We start from the raw sequence: 17,193 nt of genomic DNA, 5'->3' as shown, positions 1-17,193 counted from the left end.
TAATCAGAGGGTCGTGGGTTCGATCCCCACCCGGCTCACCACCTTACCCGGTAAACAGTTGACTAAAAATAATAAATATTTCGACCAGTAGCAGCAGCGCCAGCACTGCGGCGGCTATCACCGGAATGCTAAACCCTGCTGCTGGAAAAACCAGACCGCACAAAGCGATCAACCCACCACCAACCCCCATCAAGCGTACTACCGAGATTAACCACTTCATCGCTACTCCTAGGGTGTTATATGCGCAAGCTAGCCGGGAATGTAGCCGCAATCATCTTTGTGTATCTGCTGTTCTTTCACTATGCGACATTTGCGGCGTTCTGGTCGCCGATCCTCAACCCCATTGATCCGAGTACTAATCTTACCGCCCTTGTCTCTGTCGTTACACCTGCGGCCATCGGGATCTTTGTCGGAGCGTTACTTTATCGCATCAGGTTATAAATGACACCAGTATCGACAGAAATTAAAGCGCGTGCTACACTTCTGGTAGAGACCAGGGAGGGTAGCATGAGTATTGTATTGGCAAAGATCCCCATCAATGAAGCATCACAGATAACCGGGCTAGATGAGGCCATTATTAGGCATCTCATCAACTCGGGAGCCGTGGCCGGGAGTAGGGATCTATGTGACCTAGACGAGATCGAACAAGTAGCAGACAAGCTACTCATGGCACGATCAGCCGTTGACGGTCATGGCATCCTAGCAACAGACGCGGCAACAAAATACCGCTTCACAAATCAGGTTATTTACAAGTGGATTGATGCGGGCTGGGTGCGTGTGCTGATTGACCGCGAACGAAATAAACTGCTGAATGAGCCAGACATTGCAGCCGCACGGGTACTAGCCGATCTGGTTGGTCAAGCTCAGGGCCGGTCGGTATTCCCCCCGAAGCCCAGATCAGGCAGACCGCGTAAAAACCCCAACTAGATTTAATTGCTCCGCATAGCGGGCAGATTTATAAGGCCCTCGCCGCACATCTAAGGCGGCGAGGGCCTTTGTCGTTTGCACAGAGGCAATCATACTAAAATTACCGTCAATCGCTCCTGCGCCGTCCTGTGAAGTCACAGGACGGCTTTTTTGTTGAGTACAAGAAAATCCTTTGCCCTTATATATACGCTTGACTAAAGTCTATTGGATAAGTATACTCATGTTGTGTCACACAGCATAGGGGGTCAGTAATGCAAACAATCACGCTTGAGATCGCACTGACGGAGGCCCAGATCGCAGCCGTGCGTAAGGTTGCCGAAAAAATGGCACCGGGCCGACGGATTGAGGCCGAACTAGAGTACATGCTATTTTGCGCTGTTGAGGATCTGCTTAAGCAGGAGCAAGACCCCAAACTCACCACCCCGGACGCCACTACCGAACTACCATGGCTCATCTCATAGGAGACCTTCATGTGCTACGAATTTCTAGACCGCGATCGCCAGAAGTGCCAGGAATGGGCACGGGAAACCATGGCAATGCCTAATGCTGTCATTCTCGATACCGAAACAACCGGGTTAGATTGTCACGCGGAAATTGTCCAGATCGCTATCATCGATCTGAAGGGCGGCGTCTTGCTCGATACCCTGATCCGCCCGAGTCAGCCGATACCATCAGCAGCGACCGCGATCCATGGCATTACAGACGACATGGTTAAAGATGCGCCTCGACTGCTCGACATTCTCCCGTTGCTACGTTCCCTGCTCGATCATCACACGGTACTGATTTACAACGCGGAGTATGACAGCCGCATCCTCAGTCAGTCAGGTGTCCCCAACCTGGCGGGATGGCCGACAACCTTTGTGTGTGTGATGCAGTGGTACAGCATGTATGTAGGCGATTTCTCCGAGTATTACGGGGATTACAAGCGGCAACGGCTACCGGGCGGCGATCATACCGCGATGGGCGATTGCCGCGCTACCCTGGCCGTCTTGAAGCGCATGGCAGGTGTGGAATGATACAACATAGCTTTGCAGATGGCCCACAACCCGGAGAGTTTGAGATACCAGACGGGGCTACCGTTGAGCGCTGCCAGAGCTGCGGGGCCATGATTACCTGGGTGACAACGGCGAAGGGCAACGCCATGCCGGTTGATCTCGCCAGGTTGCGGGTAAGTGGTTCGACCAGCTACGGGCGATCACATTTTGCAACGTGCCCGGATGCCGTCGCATGGCGGAGAGCAACACGGGCCGTTATTCAGGACATGCTCAAATAACAACAACCGCCAGGGCGGGCACCCTGGCGGTTGTTTTGCTTCATTTCTCACATTTTAGCACAGGAACCGGCATGATTGTCTATTTGCTTCATTTTGAAACGCCGCTCGGGAACCCGAACAATCCACGGGCCATGGCATCTCATTACATCGGCTGGGCGCATGACCTGGCCGGGCGCATGCGCGATCATCGTTCGGGCCATGGCGCAGCGTTGACCCGTGCGGCCAACGAGCGCGGGATTAGCTATCAGGTTGTGGCGACCTGGCCGGGCGACCGTGCGCTAGAGCGCTGGATCAAGCTCCGCAAGTGTGCCCCTCGCTTGTGCCCGATCTGTGCGCAAGCGCACCCATTAGGCCCTTTTACTATTCATTTGCCAGTGTCAGATCTGGTACAGGTTCAGTCGTATGATCGCGTAGAGTGCCCTTTTTAGCATTGCAGAGAGGCGTTATGGATCAGCCGTTGCCCTATGACATTCCAGCGGAGCGGGCGGTATTAGGGTGTTGTTTGATGGACCGTGAGGTTATTCTAGGCGTTCGGCAATTGGTAGCCTCATCGGATTTTTACCTTGAAAAGCATGCGCACATTTATGAGGCATGCTTGAGTTGCTTTGAGCAGAAGATCCCGCCCGATGTGTTCACGGTCTCTAGCACGCTCAAAGATCGCGGGCTGCTCGATGCTATCGGCGGGATCACCTTCCTGGGCGAGCTCATGCAGGAGCAAGTCACGTATGTGCATGCTCCGCACTACGCCCGCACCGTGGCACGCATGGCACGTCAGCGGCGATTGGTCGAGCACCTGGGCTCATTGATGGCATCAGCCTACACCAACGATCCTGACAAGGTGCTCGAAGAAGCAGAACACCGACTCGATCTCGAGCGAATGACCGGGGCCTTGTCTGATGATTGGCAGGACCAGGTAGCAGACGGGGCGGATATTTGGCAGAAGGAGTACACCCCCCGCCCCTTCATCGTGGATGGCATCCTACCGGCTGGAATCACCCTGCTGCATGGTCTCCCGAAAACTAATAAATCGTGGCTATGCAAAGGGCTTTGTTATGCCGTGGCCCAGGGTGGCAAGGCATTAGGCCATTTGCAGGCAGATCGGGGTGAAGCGCTCTACCTTAATCTGGAGATGGATGAAGAGCTGCTTAACGAGCGGCTGAAAGTCATGTTTCCCGAAGGCCCACCCCCACGGGGCGTAAAGTTTTTTTGTGACTGGCCGACGATCGATAATGGTTTCTTTTCGCGCCTTGAGAACTATGTCACCGCCCGGCCATACACGAAGCTTGTTATCGTCGATACCTTGGTCAGAGTCTTTCCACTGGAGACCAAAGACGGCTATAGGGCTGATGCCAGGCTCATCGAACCCTTTACCAAGTTCAACGCGAATCGCGGGCTCTCGATCTTACTGGTTCACCACAGCCGCAAATTGTCGGGCGGCAATGACCCGATCCTAGGGGCGTCAGGATCGACGGGCATCACCGGATCTGTCGATAGCATCCTTGAACTGGTGAAAGACCCGGAAGAGCCGAAGGGCAAACTTATGCGGGTTGGCCGTCGTATTCGTGACAATGCACCGCTACCGCTCAAGTGGGATAGCCTACTCGGTCAATGGTGTGTCTCCGAGCAACCGGCCCGCATGACCCCCGAGCGCATGGCCGTGTTAGACCTTCTCGAAGAGCATGGCCCATTGTCGCCGAAAAAAGTATCAGCCCTGCTCGAACGCCCGGCGGCCAGTGTGCGCCGCTTGCTCAACGAGATGCATGCGGCGCGTCTGGTTAGCAACATGAACGGGATCTATGCTCTCAACGAAGAATCACTTATGGCCTAGAGATCGGGCAGAGATCGCATGGGATCGCTTTGGGATCGCTTTGAGATCGCCCGCGTTTTACGGCATCACAACGCGCAAAACAAACATGGGATCGGGGAGATCGGGCGGATCGGGTGGGATCGGGCAGGGGCAAAAGCGAAAACAGGGCGATCCCCCCGATCCCATGTCCGAATAGCCCATTACAAAGCCCTAAATCGAGGGCGATCCCAAAGCGATCCCAAAGCGATCCCAACCCGATCTTAACCAAATCTGACAGAAAGGACTCAACCATGCCAACCTGGAAGATCAGGATCACCGCAGACACCGAAGAAGAGGCCGAAAGCATGCGCCAGGTGCTCATGAACCTGCTACCGGGCATGACCTGTCGTAAGGCCAGGGCCGGGAGCAACCCGAAGTATGAGGGCCAGCAGAAGTATTTAGCCTATGGCGAGATTACCATCACGACCGACGCCCTAAAGATGTGCGCCGAACCAACCCGGCCAGCCCGAACGGTCAAGGCATCGCCGGCGACGAGCAAGGACGTTACCTACAATGAATTGCTCCAAGCTGGAGCCGTCGCACGTAGCACAAAAGTTGTCAGGTCAGAGGGGAAGGTTTACGAGGAAACGAGCCTCAAGCTAAACGGCAAGACATATATGTTTCGTCGTGTGAAGGGCGGCAAGACCTGGAAGCACATCCAATAGCAAGGTAAGAACATGACAACCATGACCGCAACCATGATCCCACTGCGTCACATCAGGCTCAACGGCGGCACCCAGCCCCGCGCAGAGCTCAACGAGGAACATATTGACCGGCTGAAGGCGGCCATAGACGAGGGCGAAGAGCTACCGCCCGTTGTGATCTATCACGACGGGGCCGATTATTGGCTGGCCGATGGGTTCCACCGGGTACAGGCGCACTACCGGGCCATGCGGATTGAGATACATGCCGAGGTGCGCCAGGGCACGCGCAGGGATGCAGTACTGTACAGTCTCAGCGCCAACCGCACCCACGGGCTACCGCGCACCAGGGCCGATACCCAGCGATCAATCCAGACCATGCTCAGTGACCCCGAATGGAGCCGCTACAGCGACCGCGAGATCGCCCGCACGGTCGGATGCTCGCATGCGACGGTCGGGACCATCCGGGCAAAGCTAGAGTCAACTGGTCAAATTGACCAGTTGCCCGCCAGGATCGGCGGCGACGGCAAAGAGCGCACCGCCCGGCCCGCGGCACCCAGCGGCCCAACAGCCCCGACTACACCGGCACCATGTACCATCTGTGGGGCGACCGGCGGCAACAAGATCGGTCGGCATTGTCAGGACTCGTGTTATCACATCATCAGGGCGGGCGAGCTGGGCGAGACCGATACGGGACGTTGGCATCTCGACATGGCGCGACTCGGGATCAAGAGGGTTCCAGAAGTTGAGCGACGTTTCAGAATGGACCAGGCGATCACGCTCATCTGTAACCGATGGCAGCACGGCGGGGCGACAACAGAACCCAAGGAACCCACCCGCCAGGCAGAGAGCCCAGCGCCCACACCAGCGCCCACACCAGCGACCAGCAACGAGTCGCGGGAAAGCCTACAGGCTAGCATTGAGGCAACGCTAGCGGCCATGCTCGAACAACTGACCGACGAGCAGAGCCGCATCTTAACCTACCTGCTAACCGGGGACATCTATGCAGATGATCCCGACTCGCTACGTGAGGGTATATGGCACGATGCAACAGAGCGACTCGGTCAAGCGCCCTTGATTGAGCTCTTATGGTTAGGAAAAAAATTATAGCCCTCGGCACCGCAGAAGTAACCGAGGGCAATTGCAACCCGTCGAAGGGATGCAGGTCAATGCTACAACCTGCGCCCGTATATGTCAATCTGCACTGTCCGTCTAAGGCATTACAACGCCGTCCACAGACAGACAGCAGGCAAGACAGAAGGTAAAGACAGTATGAAGGGCGCGAGTCTGACCGAAAGTATCCGGCCCGTCAGGGCTCAAATGGATCTCGATGTGGGCCGGTTGACCGTGCGTGAAGCGGTACAGTTAGTCGGGTTTACGGTCGGGTTATTGTTCGTCGCAACCCTCGGGGCGTTGCTCTTGTGGTTAGTGTGGCCTGACTATTACGAGGACTGGTCAGGGGTGCGACTCGTGTTCGCATCGTTCGCGGGATCGGTTGTGCTCTTCTCGGGGGGCATGGCCGTCCTAGTTGCGCGGCTCACAATTGAGGACTGGAAGGAGTACAGACTACGACTCGCCGACTGGCATGCCGTGGCAATCGAAGCATACGAAAATAACGGCGGGCGGGAAGTAGTCAAAGAAATGACGGTCTGGGATCTCACCCCATCGATGACCCTGCATACCCTGGCCGTGGCACTCGCATGCCATCGGCGGGCGGTCCAGGGCACGAGCGCACCATGGAGCGTGAGGGAATTAACCGGGCCGATCATGCTGGGCGGGCATCGGCTCGGGAGCGTGTCCAAGGGTGCCGCAGAGGAGTTCGGGCGCGACCTGTCTACCCTGGGCCTCATCGCAGGGCGAGGGCCGGGCAAGGCGGGCCAGTGGGCCGCACAATCTGAGGGCGAAGTAATCGATCTGGTAGTGTCGAATTGGAAGCGACTAGGAAAGGCGACAATCGAACATGACGAGCAATGAATACGCAAACAAGGCAGCCGATCTACTCCGACTGTATCTAGACGTGCTCCGCAAGGAACAGCCGATCACCAGCTTGAGCGATGATGAAATCTTAATGCTGCATCTGGTCGGGGTGCGGCTAGTGGTCAAAACGCGGTCCGAAATTCAGGCACGCGGGTTGATGGGGAAGGCGGAAAATAGCGACTAATCTATTCCTTTACACTTGCCAAAATCCAAAGAAGAGCCGGTTTACCGCATTGGAGCATGCGCCAGTGTAAAGAGTTAAGGCCCATTTGAGGCGTTGCAACGCCTCAAATGGGCCTTTAGCTACCGATTAGCCATGATTAATCGGTAGCTATCACGCCTCGATCAACTGGTCAATTTGACCAGTTGATCATCTGTACCATCCTGTTTCGGCTCCGACTCGGGTTCGCTCTTGTCCATGTCAGCGATCTTTGACCAATTGACCGCAGCGGCGAGACTGTCAGCGGGCGGTACCCGACCCTTCTTCTTCAGTGGCGGCACCTTTTTCTTGTCGGCCATAACTCCCCCTTACACAAGTGCTAGCTTGCGACCAGTGATCCGGCTAAAGAGCTGCTCTTTGCTGGGCGAGATCGACTCGCCGAACAAATCAACCTGATCGGGGTGTGGCGCATCCTCGACCGCGCTAGCGTAGGCCCCGAAAAATTCCCTGATCTTTTTCGGCGACCGCCCGATCTCATCGAAGTATACCAGCAGCTCATCTTGAAATGCGGTTGTTTCGCGTTCAAAGAGGGCGGATTGTCCTACATATTCCTCAACGGTCAGCCCGTCATGCTCCCTGAGCCGTGCCAACATATCCAGCGCCCGGCTAATATCATCGGCCATGCTCAGATCGGCGGCGCGTTGACCCGTGGCTACCAGATATTCAGCGCGGGAAAGAACAGGCAGAGACGCAGATAACCCGGTCTCGAAGTTCTTTATATCGTTATCCAGCGCCTCTAGGAAGGTCTCCGCGAGTCGTTCACCCGACTCGCCCTCGAAGGTTCTGACAAACATAGCAGCCTTGATCCGCCTAATGCCAGACTGCGCTAGCGTGCCATCCTTGCGGAGCAACAGGGCCGACTCGTTTTCGCTCATCGTACCAATAAACCCGCGCACAAAGTCAGCATTGGCTTTTGTGCGCAGGGCTTGATCAATGCTCTGACCCTCACGCACATTCAGGCGGGCGATCAGGTCAGCCGTAATCCGGTTGGCATCTACGGCGGCGGTCTCAAGGGTGCTCATCTGCAGGACCGGCGGCGCGTTGGCTTCACGGGCAAACGCGGTACGGTCGGAAACCTCAGTAATGCGCTCTCGGACCAGGACCGGCGACTCGACCCCGGCCAGATCCGACTCGCTCAACCCCACAGCCAGCAGGTTAGCGCGTAAGGTCTCTTGATATGCGGCCCATTTGTCGGCATGCTCCATGCGTGCCCGGCGTAGCGCCATGGTGCGACCGTTGCCCGACTCGACCTGGCGATCTGAGCCGATGATGGGGGCTCCCTTGTCCAGCGCCTTAAAATCCCAGATCAGGGCCTCGGGAACCAGATTTTTAGCGGCATGCTCAACCTGGCGGCGCGACGCGGCGCGATCACGTTGGCGCGGTTGCAGGGCGCGATCATACTCCGGGTTGATCGAGCCGCTATCGGTGTTACTGGTAATGAGCTCGTCAAGGCTCACCACCCGGTACCGAAACTCATAGATCCGCGATGGATCAGCCCCGAACGCACGAGTCACGGGATCACCGGCGGGCCGGGGCCGGGGTTGTGGGCGTGGTCGGGGCGGGCGGGTTGCACGTTCGGCGGCGCGTTGGGCCTTCGCCTCTTCCTTGGCCTGGCGGCGACGTTCGGCCCGGTCGGATTGTTCGGCGGCGCGTTGTGCGGCGAGCTGGGCACGTTCGGCGGCTTGCTGGGCCAACTTCTGGGCCTTCGCCTCTTCCCGTGCCTTCTCACGCTGGGCGGCGAGCTGGGCACGTTCGGCGGCTTGCTGGGCCAACTTCTGGGCCTTCGCCTCTTCCCGTGCCTTCTCACGCTGGGCGGCGAGCTGGGCACGTTCGGCGGCTTGCTGGGCCAACTTCTGGGCCTTCGCCTCTTCCCGTGCCTTCTCACGCTGGGCACGCTCGGCGGCGACTCGATCAGCGTGCGCGGCATCGGCGACCGCTTGCGCGGCAGCTTTCTGGGCGCGTTCCTCTTCCTCCTGGAGCAAGCGCTTATCTACGGCAATGCGTTTGATCCGTGCGTAGCGTTGGCGATGATTGAGGCGCGGGGTAGGGTTGGCCGGGGCCGGTTGGCTCACGATTGGCGGCGAGCGTTGGAGCATGCGCCAGGATGCCGCAACCATGCCGATGATCGCGGGCGTCCAGATCGCCACATGCACCAGCGTGACATCTGAGAATGTGTCAGGGACCAGGTAGATCCAGACCGTACTAATGATGATCCCGATTGCATCAAGGATCGGGGCTAAGGTGCTCATGCTCTACCTCACTTAGAAAGGCCATAATAGACGGGGCTAGGGTGGGCTCTTCTTCCTCTAGGGGCATTGGAGGGGCCGGTTTTTCGGGTTTTTCGCAGGGCACAGGGCGCAGGGCACAAGGTTTATATATTTTCTGCCATTCACGGGCAGGGACGGCAATGCTCCGACCAAACGGGCCCATCTTGCGATGGACGATCTTTTCTTGTTCGAGTCGGGCTGCTAATTGCTCGATTCGTGCGCGGGCGATTAACCCATCTGACAGTTTGTACAATTCACGGGCTGTAAAGCGCCTGCCTGCCTTGCTTTCTGACAGGGCCAGCAGATAACCGATCTCGTCGCGGGCCACATCTTCAGCCGTTTTTACGGGTTCCGGCTCATACTCACCAGATAGCACCCGTTTAACCGTCGCCTTGACCTCGCTATCAGACAAGAATGGGGCCTGGAGCTCGATCAGATCGATGTTACGGCGAAAGAGCATGCGGCCATCCCTCTTGCCGTGTGCGCCGCTATCGTCCACGATCACCCGGCTGTCAATTTCTGACGCGGTACCGAATGCGATTCGGCATGGAAAGTTTGCCTTGATGAGACCTGTTACCACGTCAACCGATGGACGCTGAGTCGATATGATCAGATGGATTCCCGTAGCCCTGGCGCGTGCGGCCAGGTCAGCTAGCAGGGCCTCAGTAGCCTGGGCCACGCTCATCTTTTGACCGTCCAGATTGACCCGGCTCTTGTTGAGCATGGCGTTTGCTATTTCATCGACGACTAGCACAATGTAGGGCAACCGGCGAGCTCGGGGCATCTGAGCATTGTAGGCGTCCAGATCACGCGACTCGCGTTCACGTAGCAGGGTTGTGCGCCGGTCCATTTCGACTTGCAGATCGAGCAGCATGGCGGGCAGCTCGGGGCTTTTGGTGACCAGAGTCTTGACGTGGGGCAAACGCTCATAATACGAGAGCTCCATACCGCCCTTCAAATCGACTAACCAGAGTTGCAAGACCGACTCATCAAAGCGCTTGATTAACTGGCACAGCACGGCATTGACCATAACGCTCTTGCCGGTTCCCGTGGCCCCGGCGATCAGCAGGTGCGGCAGGGTGCGCAAATCCTCCCAGCGCTGTTGTTTATTCTCGCCCACGCCAATAGGGATTATTAATGGGGGGGCTTTGGCCGGTTGGCGCATGCTGTCTAACTTGACCATGCGCGGTATCTTCGACATGGCGGTTATCTCGACCACAAACCATGATCCGGCCCCGCTTGCTTTCTTCACAAACTTGACCGGATACTTGCATGCGGCGGTCAGGGTCTCTAACACGCGGGCATCACGCAGGGCGGCGACATCCACCCCTCGGGGCAACCTGGACAAATCTACCTCGATCTCAATCACGCCCGGACTAGCCTTCAATGGCTCGACAAACTCTACCCGGTGAATGACCTCTACCCCGTCGCGCTTCTCTCGATAAGCCAGATTCAGGCGGGTGAGTTGGTGCTGGATCGTGTTCGCCAGTTCGCTAGCGAGCAGTTCGTATGGATGTCGTTTTCTTACTAGGCCGAACATGGCAACGTCCGATCTTTCAGCCGTGCAAAGCGGCTCGTAGGTGCAACCAGAGCATACGACGCTGGCCGACAGGGGCGGCCAGGACACTCGATAGTTATCCAGTGCTCTGCCTGTAATTGCCGAATCGCTCGGGTAACGCAGGTCAAGCTATAACCGGTCTCGATCGAGATCGTCAACAAACTACCGCTATACCGTCCATCAACAGCGTTTGTGGTAAGAAAAGACAGCACATGACCGGCTGCGCCTCGGGGTGAGTGCATCATGGGTTGACTCCTGTGTCATAGCCGTAGACGATCGGGGCCTCATCATCATCATCAGCCGGGGTGGTAAGACGGCGATCCCGTGATTTGCGCCTGCGGATCTCGACAGGGAGACCATAGCGGCCCCATGCATATCCTAGCGCGATCAGAGCAAACGGGGCCAGACAAAAGAGCAGCGACCAGAGAGCAGACATGGCTAGAAACCTCCGCTATGCGAAACGCCAGATCAGCAGGATAATTCCCACCATCACGCAGATCAATGCAATCTGTTGTTGCCACGGCATGCGACGAACAACATGCGTTATGCGCCTCAATGATGATCGGCGACGACTCACCATCATCAACTCATCTTCATCAAAATTCAGCAGAGAGACCTTATACCGTTTTGTGCGCATCTTCATAGGATCACCGTAATAGCAGGAACTAGATCGATTGTATCAATGCCATGATGTGCGACCATTACCACGATTAATGAAATGATCGCCGCAACTTCAAAAAGGATCGTCAACAACACGACAACCGCGACCAGTTGCATGCCTATATAAAAAATATTCATACCCTACCTACCTAGTTGAATGGGATTAGCTGTTTGATATAGCGGACCAGGCTAATGATCGGCTTGGCCGCATAGACAAACACCGTAATGACCAAGGGGGGCAACAGCCAGGCCAACGGGCCAATGTCGGCCAGGATAGCCAACCAGCCGAATGAGAGACTGACCGTATCTACGATCGGCTCAGTCTGCTCGACTGCCAGAGCATACCCGCCCTCACCGAATACACCATCAGACCATGCGGCAACCGTCTGGACGGGCCGACTCACCCCGGCTAACATCGTCTGGACCGGCGATATAATCACGCTACTGGTAATGCCCGTCGGCGAGGGCGTGAAGCTGGGCAAGGGATCGAGCGTTGGGATAATGAGGATCAGGTCGGGCAATTGTCCAGTTTGCGCCGGCGGCGGCGTTGCTGGCTCAATGCAGATTGAGGCGACCGTGCCCGGCGTCCAGGTCGGGCCAGGGGTGCCCGTGCGCGTCGCCGTGGGCGTGGGCGTGACCGACTGACGGCAGCGCCAGAATGTTTGAGGCGCATCTAGACTCGTCAAATGATACCGGCCCGTCGCAAACCACAGATAGACTCCCGACTCAATCGGCTCTAGGCCAGCATCCACGAGCGCATAGATCGGCCCCGTAACCCCTATTTCCTCACCCGCAACCAGATCGACCGGCACCGCATGCGGATAGACCGGAACATTGATGCTATCGCGGATCGCGCACGACAGGGCCGGAGCGGAGCCGATCGGCGTGGGGGTAGTCGTGCGCGTGCCCGTGGCCGTGGGGGTGCGCGTGGTGGTGGGGGTGCGCGTGGGGTAAGGGGTGAGGGTTGCGCCCGTTGTTGGCGTCACAATAGCCGTAGGGGTTGGAGTGAAATCAGCCGGACAATAATCCAGCGCAAAGGGACGATTCGGCCCTTGATAAAAAGAATCCGCGTTGAAATAACCACCCGTTTGAGCAACCGACAGAAACGAGCCACCAGGATCAATCCAGCCAGACGATCCATTTACCGCATACGCCCGCGATCCCAAGACGCGAACCGTGCCAGTAGGATTAGTAGGAAGATAGGCCGTCCAGACGTTGTATTGTGTGTTCCAGGTTGAGGAGATCAGTTGACATGTTGTCGGAGGGCTAATCGGCTCAACGGGACATGCATGCAGGGTAAAGGGTTGATTCGGCCCTTGATTAGAAGCATTCGCGTTGAAATAAACACCCGTTTGATAGGGATAGCGAGGCGGATCAGAGGAATACATCCAAAATCCTTTATGCCACGCATACGCCCGCCCGCCCGTCAGGGTGACATCATACGGCTGATTGACAAGCTCAGAGGGAAGATAGGCCACCCAGACGCTATATTGTGTATTCCAGGTTGACGGAATATCAATACACCCCGTTGGAGGGGGCGGCACCTCGGGACACACCACCACCTGCACCCCGCTACTCCCTTGGTCCAGCGTCACATCAACCCCATACAGCCCAGGCGGATAAACCATGCCCGTCTGCACTGGCCCGGTCACCGGCCCTTGCACAATCCAGACCTCGCCACCAAATACGCTTATCGTCGATGGTGCGGTTAGCTCGATCTCGCCTTCGCCCTCGCCTGATGTGAGCAGGTAGCAATCATCAGGTGGGGTTACGGGCGTGGGCGACGGCGACGGGATCGGGGTTACGTGTTGCGGCACCCGGCACACCAGCACCGTACCGAAGAAAAACGTATCAATATTCTCTAGGGTGGTACCGCCTAATACCGTGTCCATGGTGCCCGATATGTCCAGGGCGATATGTTGCCCCGTGTGCTGATTGACAATCATGCGATAGGGCGCACCCGGCGTTACATACGCGGCTTGCTCCGCTACCTGATACATCCACCAGGAGCTATCAAGATAGAGCGTGTTGGGCGTGTTGAGTGATCCCCAGTTGGCCGGGGCAATGGTGAAGGTTGCGGTACCGTGCGTGCAAAGGGGTATGTCAGACTGGGCATGCGCATTGCCAGAGAGACCAACGAGGATCAGCCCGACGATCGCTACCATGAGGATCAAACGCTTTGCCATGATGCACCTAACTATTGAGTTGTGAGAGCCGATCACTCAGCCATAACACAAACCTGAGATAGATCAGCGCTACAAATGAGGTCCATGCCCACCACAGAGACGAGTCGGCGACGGCTCGAAACAGGTCTACAAACCAGACCCATAGAAAAAAATTATTTATTTCTTCATACTGAGTAGGCATGGCCGGATTCATCACCGCCGTAACCATGCCCGTAATCAGCGTCATGAAGAGACCGACAAACCACCAAATGATCTCAAGCAGTGACATGACCATCGCGGCAATGTCACGCATGATCTGAGAGAGCAAATGGCCCAGGTCGGCCAGGAAGAGCCGGATCATGTTGATCCAGTGCTCGACTTGCAGAAACTCGCCCCACCAGGACCAGAGCAGCAGGCGCACCCAGGCGATCACGCCCCACACGCCTAGATACATATCGCGCACCCAGAGCAATGCCAGGACGCCCAGCTTCCAAAAGAGATTGACCCCGGCGACGATCACCGCGTTAAAGGCGTAGGCCAGGGCGTTGAGCATGCTTTGAGCAATCGACAACAGCCAGCAGATGATCGGCCTAACTGCCTCATTCCAGATAAACACGCCAAACCACTTGAAGGGGTAGAGCACATCCAGCATACCGCCCGACTCGGGGTACTCCATCGGTGTCAGGTCGGCGATCTGATGGGTTGCCGTGGTACTGCAATAGCCACATTGCCAGGGTAGCATCAGGCTGATCGGGCTCATCACGTTGGCAATTGACTCAAGCTGAGGGGTGGCCGAGTCAGGCAGATAGTAGGGCATGCCGGGATCGATGGGCGACCCTGCGCACGAGGCCGGGCGGCGAGCTTGCCACCAGTTCGCGGCGTAGAATGACGAGCTGGCCGGGTTGTGCAGGATCACCCCGGTTGTCGTGTTGTAAGCATCGACAAACAGCCCAGAGCCCGCGTACAGGGCGACATGTTGCCCGCCCGCGTAGCGGAGGAACGCCAGATCGCCCGGTTGCCAGCAGCTCGTAGCCGCACCGTTGAGATCCGCCAGGGTGCAATCAATTTTGACCCCGGCTGATTGCTGATCGTAGGTGCTGATCCCAATGTTGATCCCGGCCTGTGCATAGGCCCAATAGGTGAGCCCCGAGCAGTCGAAATCAACCGGCCCTTTAGCGCCCCATACATAATTTGCCCCGCGCTTGCTCAGGGCAGCATTGACCGCGATCGCGCACGCATCCCCGGTCTGGGCGACCGGCGCAGCGCTGGCCGGGGCCGGGGGCACCGCCACCAACACCAGCAGCACCAGCAGGATGAGCAGAGCGCGGATTATCATAGCTTGCCCCGCTTGATCATAAAGATTCGCAGCACCTGAAAGAACATTGCCAGGAAGATGAGGGAGAGGATCGCTAGCCCGGTCGGGTGCGTTGAAATCTCGACCACATGATCCATGACCGCGTACATTGCATATGTGAGATCTGCAAACGTCAAATCACCGATCAAGGTTGGATACGTCGTAATCGGTATCATCAGCCACCCCGCCCGATCCTGATAGCGTGCTTGCAGTCACCGCAACGATCACAATAATCAGCGCTGTGATCGTGATCGGCGCGAGGGTTGCCCCCATCAGGATGTCGTCAATGAACATGCGTATTAGCTCATACATGGCAAAAAAGGGCGTATTGCTACGCCCTTCCGCACGAGACACGGGCGATCAACGTCGCGCCCACATCCGCTTGACAAATGACACGGTCAGACCGGCGAGACCAATAACAACGGGCGTCCAGATCGCAACGTGCAGGATCGTCACACCTGCGGCATTTGCAGGAATCAGATAGGTTGTGATGAAGGTGAGCAGCGCCCCGATCACGTCAAGAAAAACCTGTACCAATGCAGTCATGGGAAGCTCCTAATAATCACGGATCAACCGTGAACGTGGCGCGATCAGCGTCGCCCCCACATCCGCTTGACAAACGAGACGGTCAGACCGGCGAGACCAATAACAACGGGCGTCCAGATCGCAACGTGCAGAATGGTTACTGACGCGGCATCGGCGGGGATCAGATAGGTCTGGATAAAGGTCAGCAACGCGCCGACCACGTCAAGGAAAACTTGGACAAGAGCAGTCATAACACCCTCCAACACTATGCAACAACGCGAATCAGGCCATCCCTGACCGCGAGAGCAACACTATAGAGACACACCAGACCAATCAGCCAGAGCAGCATGTCACCGGCTAGAATCTGGGTGAGATAAGCCATATCATCAGCGAGACCGTACATAGCGCATGACCTGACTAACAAACGACTCCAGCACCAGAGCCACCGTTGCACCCGCTACAATGACGATTACGGGATGCATCATGATCGTGTTCTCCACATCTGCACAACGAGCAATAACACGATCGAGACGAGCAACATGCCGATTACCAGGTCGGCGAGTGACACCACATACACCAGAGCCGCAAGGTTGCCGCTTGGTAATTCGTACAATTGCATTGGGATGGTGTTTGTGATCGTCATGAGAGAGTGATAACAGATTTTTTGCGAGATTACAATAAACCAAAAAGTAACATTACTTTAGTCCTAGGGGTTTATAGTACAAAAACGACAGGATCAGCATGGATCATCTCGTAGCAATCAATCAATTCCTGGCACATCGGAGAGGGCGCAATCGATCAATCCGCACAATCGAACAATATCACTATCAATTGATCGAGTTATGGCACGCATGGATCGTGCATCACGCTGATTCGCTCGATCAGATCACGCTCGATCATCTGTTAGCGTACTTCGACTATTTGCGGCATGGGCGCAAAAATCATCGCACGGGCGGGATCGGGCTATCAGCCGAGACGATCGGCGGGGCCTGGCGTACCCTGCGTGCCTTCTGGCGCTACTGTCGGCGGCGTAACTGGATTACTGAGCAGCAGGCGCTATGGTTCTCTGACGATGAACTGCTGCCCCGGCCCCATGTGCCCCAACGGATACGCCCGGTCTTGACCGATGATGCACTGCATGATCTGCTGTGTGCATGCGGCCAGCTCGACACAGCCGAGCAGCGCTACCGGGAGCATGCGATCATCTTGCTCTTGGCACAATCCGGCATGCGGATCGGCGAGCTGGTGAGCATGCGCGACTCGGCCATGCGGCTCGATGACCGCGCCACCATCATCATCAGCAAGGGCGGGCGGGAAGATTGGGCCTTCTGGGGGTCTGAGGCCGACAGCGCGATCAGGCGCTATACCCGGCACCGAGGGCACCAGGGCGACGGGTCAGTATGGTTGCGGCTGTCAGGTGCGCCCATGACCGTCTCGGATGTGCGCAAGGCGATCAGGCATGTTGCGGATCTGGCAGGGATCACCCTGCCCGTAGGGGCAACCGTGCATTGTTTCCGACACCGCTATGCACACAAGGCGCTCGACTCGGGGCTTGACATCAGCCAGGTGAGTCAACTCATGCGGCACCGGGATATTGATACCACCCTGCGCTACCTGCGCGAACACAAGGATCGGCTCAAGGCACTGCATGACCGGGTAAGGGCGTAGCCCCTCAACTGGTCAATTTGACCAGTTGAGGGATCTAATCAGAGGGTCGTGGGTTCGATCCCCACCCGGCTCACCACCTTACCCGGTAAACAGTTGACTAAAAATAATAAAT

General features: G+C 56.9%; 24 protein-coding genes. 11 read left to right on the top strand and 13 right to left on the bottom strand.

All coding sequences use genetic code 11. The features are described from left to right. Nucleotides 1-43: 43 nt before the first annotated feature. Entirely contained in the window at nt 44-220 is a 177-nt protein-coding gene (locus tag A9Q02_RS24035; protein WP_172450438.1) for a hypothetical protein, read from the bottom strand. 20 nt (nt 221-240) lie between these two features. On the opposite strand from A9Q02_RS24035, the gene A9Q02_RS00195 reads away from it, so the two are divergent. From A9Q02_RS00195 to A9Q02_RS00145, 10 genes are all read left to right on the top strand, one after another. Continuing rightward, nucleotides 241-441 carry a hypothetical protein gene (locus A9Q02_RS00195; protein ID WP_097650328.1) on the top strand — a complete coding sequence of 67 codons (201 nt, stop codon included), beginning with the start codon at nt 241-243 and terminating at the stop codon, nt 439-441. Nucleotides 442-507: 66 nt separating this feature from the next. Next, nucleotides 508-927, top strand: a complete 420-nt coding sequence (locus A9Q02_RS00190; RefSeq protein ID WP_141508606.1) for a hypothetical protein — start codon at nt 508-510, stop codon at nt 925-927. A gap of 251 nt (nt 928-1,178) precedes the next feature. Next, nucleotides 1,179-1,388 (top strand): hypothetical protein, encoded by a 210-nt coding sequence (locus A9Q02_RS00185; protein WP_097650326.1) that lies wholly within the window; start codon nt 1,179-1,181, stop codon nt 1,386-1,388. Nucleotides 1,389-1,397: 9 nt separating this feature from the next. Further along, nucleotides 1,398-1,943, top strand: coding sequence for a 3'-5' exonuclease (locus tag A9Q02_RS00180; RefSeq protein WP_097650325.1), 546 nt, complete (start codon nt 1,398-1,400; stop codon nt 1,941-1,943). A 328-nt stretch (nt 1,944-2,271) separates the two neighbouring features. Further along, on the top strand, nt 2,272-2,628 hold the full coding sequence (locus tag A9Q02_RS00170) for a GIY-YIG nuclease family protein (protein WP_216361417.1): 357 nt from the start codon (nt 2,272-2,274) through the stop codon (nt 2,626-2,628). A gap of 17 nt (nt 2,629-2,645) precedes the next feature. Beyond that, complete coding sequence (locus A9Q02_RS00165; protein WP_097650323.1) at nt 2,646-4,028, top strand: AAA family ATPase; 1,383 nt, start codon at nt 2,646-2,648, stop codon at nt 4,026-4,028. 269 nt (nt 4,029-4,297) lie between these two features. After that, entirely contained in the window at nt 4,298-4,711 is a 414-nt protein-coding gene (locus tag A9Q02_RS00160) for a hypothetical protein (RefSeq protein ID WP_097650322.1), read from the top strand. Between the two features lie 12 nt (nt 4,712-4,723). Continuing rightward, the gene (locus tag A9Q02_RS00155; protein ID WP_097650321.1) at nt 4,724-5,797 is read left to right on the top strand and encodes a ParB/RepB/Spo0J family partition protein; all 1,074 of its coding nucleotides are present in this window, start codon (nt 4,724-4,726) and stop codon (nt 5,795-5,797) included. Nucleotides 5,798-5,959: 162 nt separating this feature from the next. Next, nucleotides 5,960-6,661, top strand: a complete 702-nt coding sequence (locus A9Q02_RS00150; protein WP_097650320.1) for a hypothetical protein — start codon at nt 5,960-5,962, stop codon at nt 6,659-6,661. Continuing rightward, entirely contained in the window at nt 6,648-6,848 is a 201-nt protein-coding gene (locus A9Q02_RS00145) for a hypothetical protein (RefSeq protein WP_097650319.1), read from the top strand. Before A9Q02_RS00150 ends, A9Q02_RS00145 begins: the two co-directional genes overlap by 14 nt. Before the next feature lie 161 nt (nt 6,849-7,009). Here A9Q02_RS00145 and A9Q02_RS24030 read toward each other — a convergent pair whose 3' ends face one another. The 12 genes from A9Q02_RS24030 to A9Q02_RS24015 form a co-directional block, all read right to left on the bottom strand. Continuing rightward, nucleotides 7,010-7,183: a hypothetical protein gene (locus A9Q02_RS24030; RefSeq protein ID WP_172450436.1), complete on the bottom strand. Its 174-nt coding sequence runs from the start codon at nt 7,181-7,183 to the stop codon at nt 7,010-7,012. A 9-nt stretch (nt 7,184-7,192) separates the two neighbouring features. Continuing rightward, nucleotides 7,193-9,133 carry a cell envelope integrity protein TolA gene (locus tag A9Q02_RS00140; protein ID WP_097650318.1) on the bottom strand — a complete coding sequence of 647 codons (1,941 nt, stop codon included), beginning with the start codon at nt 9,131-9,133 and terminating at the stop codon, nt 7,193-7,195. Next, nucleotides 9,108-10,691 carry an FtsK/SpoIIIE domain-containing protein gene (locus A9Q02_RS00135; protein ID WP_097650317.1) on the bottom strand — a complete coding sequence of 528 codons (1,584 nt, stop codon included), beginning with the start codon at nt 10,689-10,691 and terminating at the stop codon, nt 9,108-9,110. The genes A9Q02_RS00140 and A9Q02_RS00135 overlap by 26 nt, the downstream gene beginning before the upstream one ends. 259 nt (nt 10,692-10,950) lie before the next feature. Further along, the gene (locus tag A9Q02_RS00130) at nt 10,951-11,145 is read right to left on the bottom strand and encodes a hypothetical protein (RefSeq protein ID WP_097650316.1); all 195 of its coding nucleotides are present in this window, start codon (nt 11,143-11,145) and stop codon (nt 10,951-10,953) included. 15 nt (nt 11,146-11,160) lie between these two features. After that, complete coding sequence (locus tag A9Q02_RS00125; RefSeq protein WP_097650315.1) at nt 11,161-11,352, bottom strand: hypothetical protein; 192 nt, start codon at nt 11,350-11,352, stop codon at nt 11,161-11,163. Then, nucleotides 11,349-11,507 (bottom strand): hypothetical protein, encoded by a 159-nt coding sequence (locus A9Q02_RS24025; RefSeq protein ID WP_165360924.1) that lies wholly within the window; start codon nt 11,505-11,507, stop codon nt 11,349-11,351. The genes A9Q02_RS00125 and A9Q02_RS24025 overlap by 4 nt, the downstream gene beginning before the upstream one ends. A gap of 11 nt (nt 11,508-11,518) precedes the next feature. Beyond that, nucleotides 11,519-13,555: a hypothetical protein gene (locus A9Q02_RS00120; RefSeq protein WP_097650314.1), complete on the bottom strand. Its 2,037-nt coding sequence runs from the start codon at nt 13,553-13,555 to the stop codon at nt 11,519-11,521. Between the two features lie 7 nt (nt 13,556-13,562). Then, the gene (locus A9Q02_RS00115; protein ID WP_097650313.1) at nt 13,563-14,870 is read right to left on the bottom strand and encodes a C40 family peptidase; all 1,308 of its coding nucleotides are present in this window, start codon (nt 14,868-14,870) and stop codon (nt 13,563-13,565) included. 156 nt (nt 14,871-15,026) lie between these two features. Next, nucleotides 15,027-15,182: a hypothetical protein gene (locus A9Q02_RS24020; protein WP_172450434.1), complete on the bottom strand. Its 156-nt coding sequence runs from the start codon at nt 15,180-15,182 to the stop codon at nt 15,027-15,029. A 66-nt stretch (nt 15,183-15,248) separates the two neighbouring features. Continuing rightward, a complete protein-coding gene (locus tag A9Q02_RS00105; RefSeq protein ID WP_097650311.1) occupies nt 15,249-15,434 on the bottom strand; it encodes a hypothetical protein in 186 nt (61 codons plus the stop codon). Between the two features lie 44 nt (nt 15,435-15,478). Further along, nucleotides 15,479-15,664, bottom strand: coding sequence for a hypothetical protein (locus A9Q02_RS00100; RefSeq protein WP_097650310.1), 186 nt, complete (start codon nt 15,662-15,664; stop codon nt 15,479-15,481). Between the two features lie 14 nt (nt 15,665-15,678). Then, a complete protein-coding gene (locus tag A9Q02_RS24015) occupies nt 15,679-15,816 on the bottom strand; it encodes a hypothetical protein (RefSeq protein WP_172450432.1) in 138 nt (45 codons plus the stop codon). A 338-nt stretch (nt 15,817-16,154) separates the two neighbouring features. Here A9Q02_RS24015 and A9Q02_RS00095 point away from each other — a divergent pair, with 338 nt between their 5' ends. Further along, nucleotides 16,155-17,081: a tyrosine-type recombinase/integrase gene (locus tag A9Q02_RS00095; RefSeq protein ID WP_097650309.1), complete on the top strand. Its 927-nt coding sequence runs from the start codon at nt 16,155-16,157 to the stop codon at nt 17,079-17,081. Nucleotides 17,082-17,193: the final 112 nt, after the last annotated feature.

It is taken from the genome of Candidatus Chloroploca asiatica, assembly GCF_002532075.1.
Lineage (GTDB): Bacteria > Chloroflexota > Chloroflexia > Chloroflexales > Chloroflexaceae > Chloroploca > Chloroploca asiatica.
This window is presented reverse-complemented; position numbering and strand designations above follow the sequence as displayed.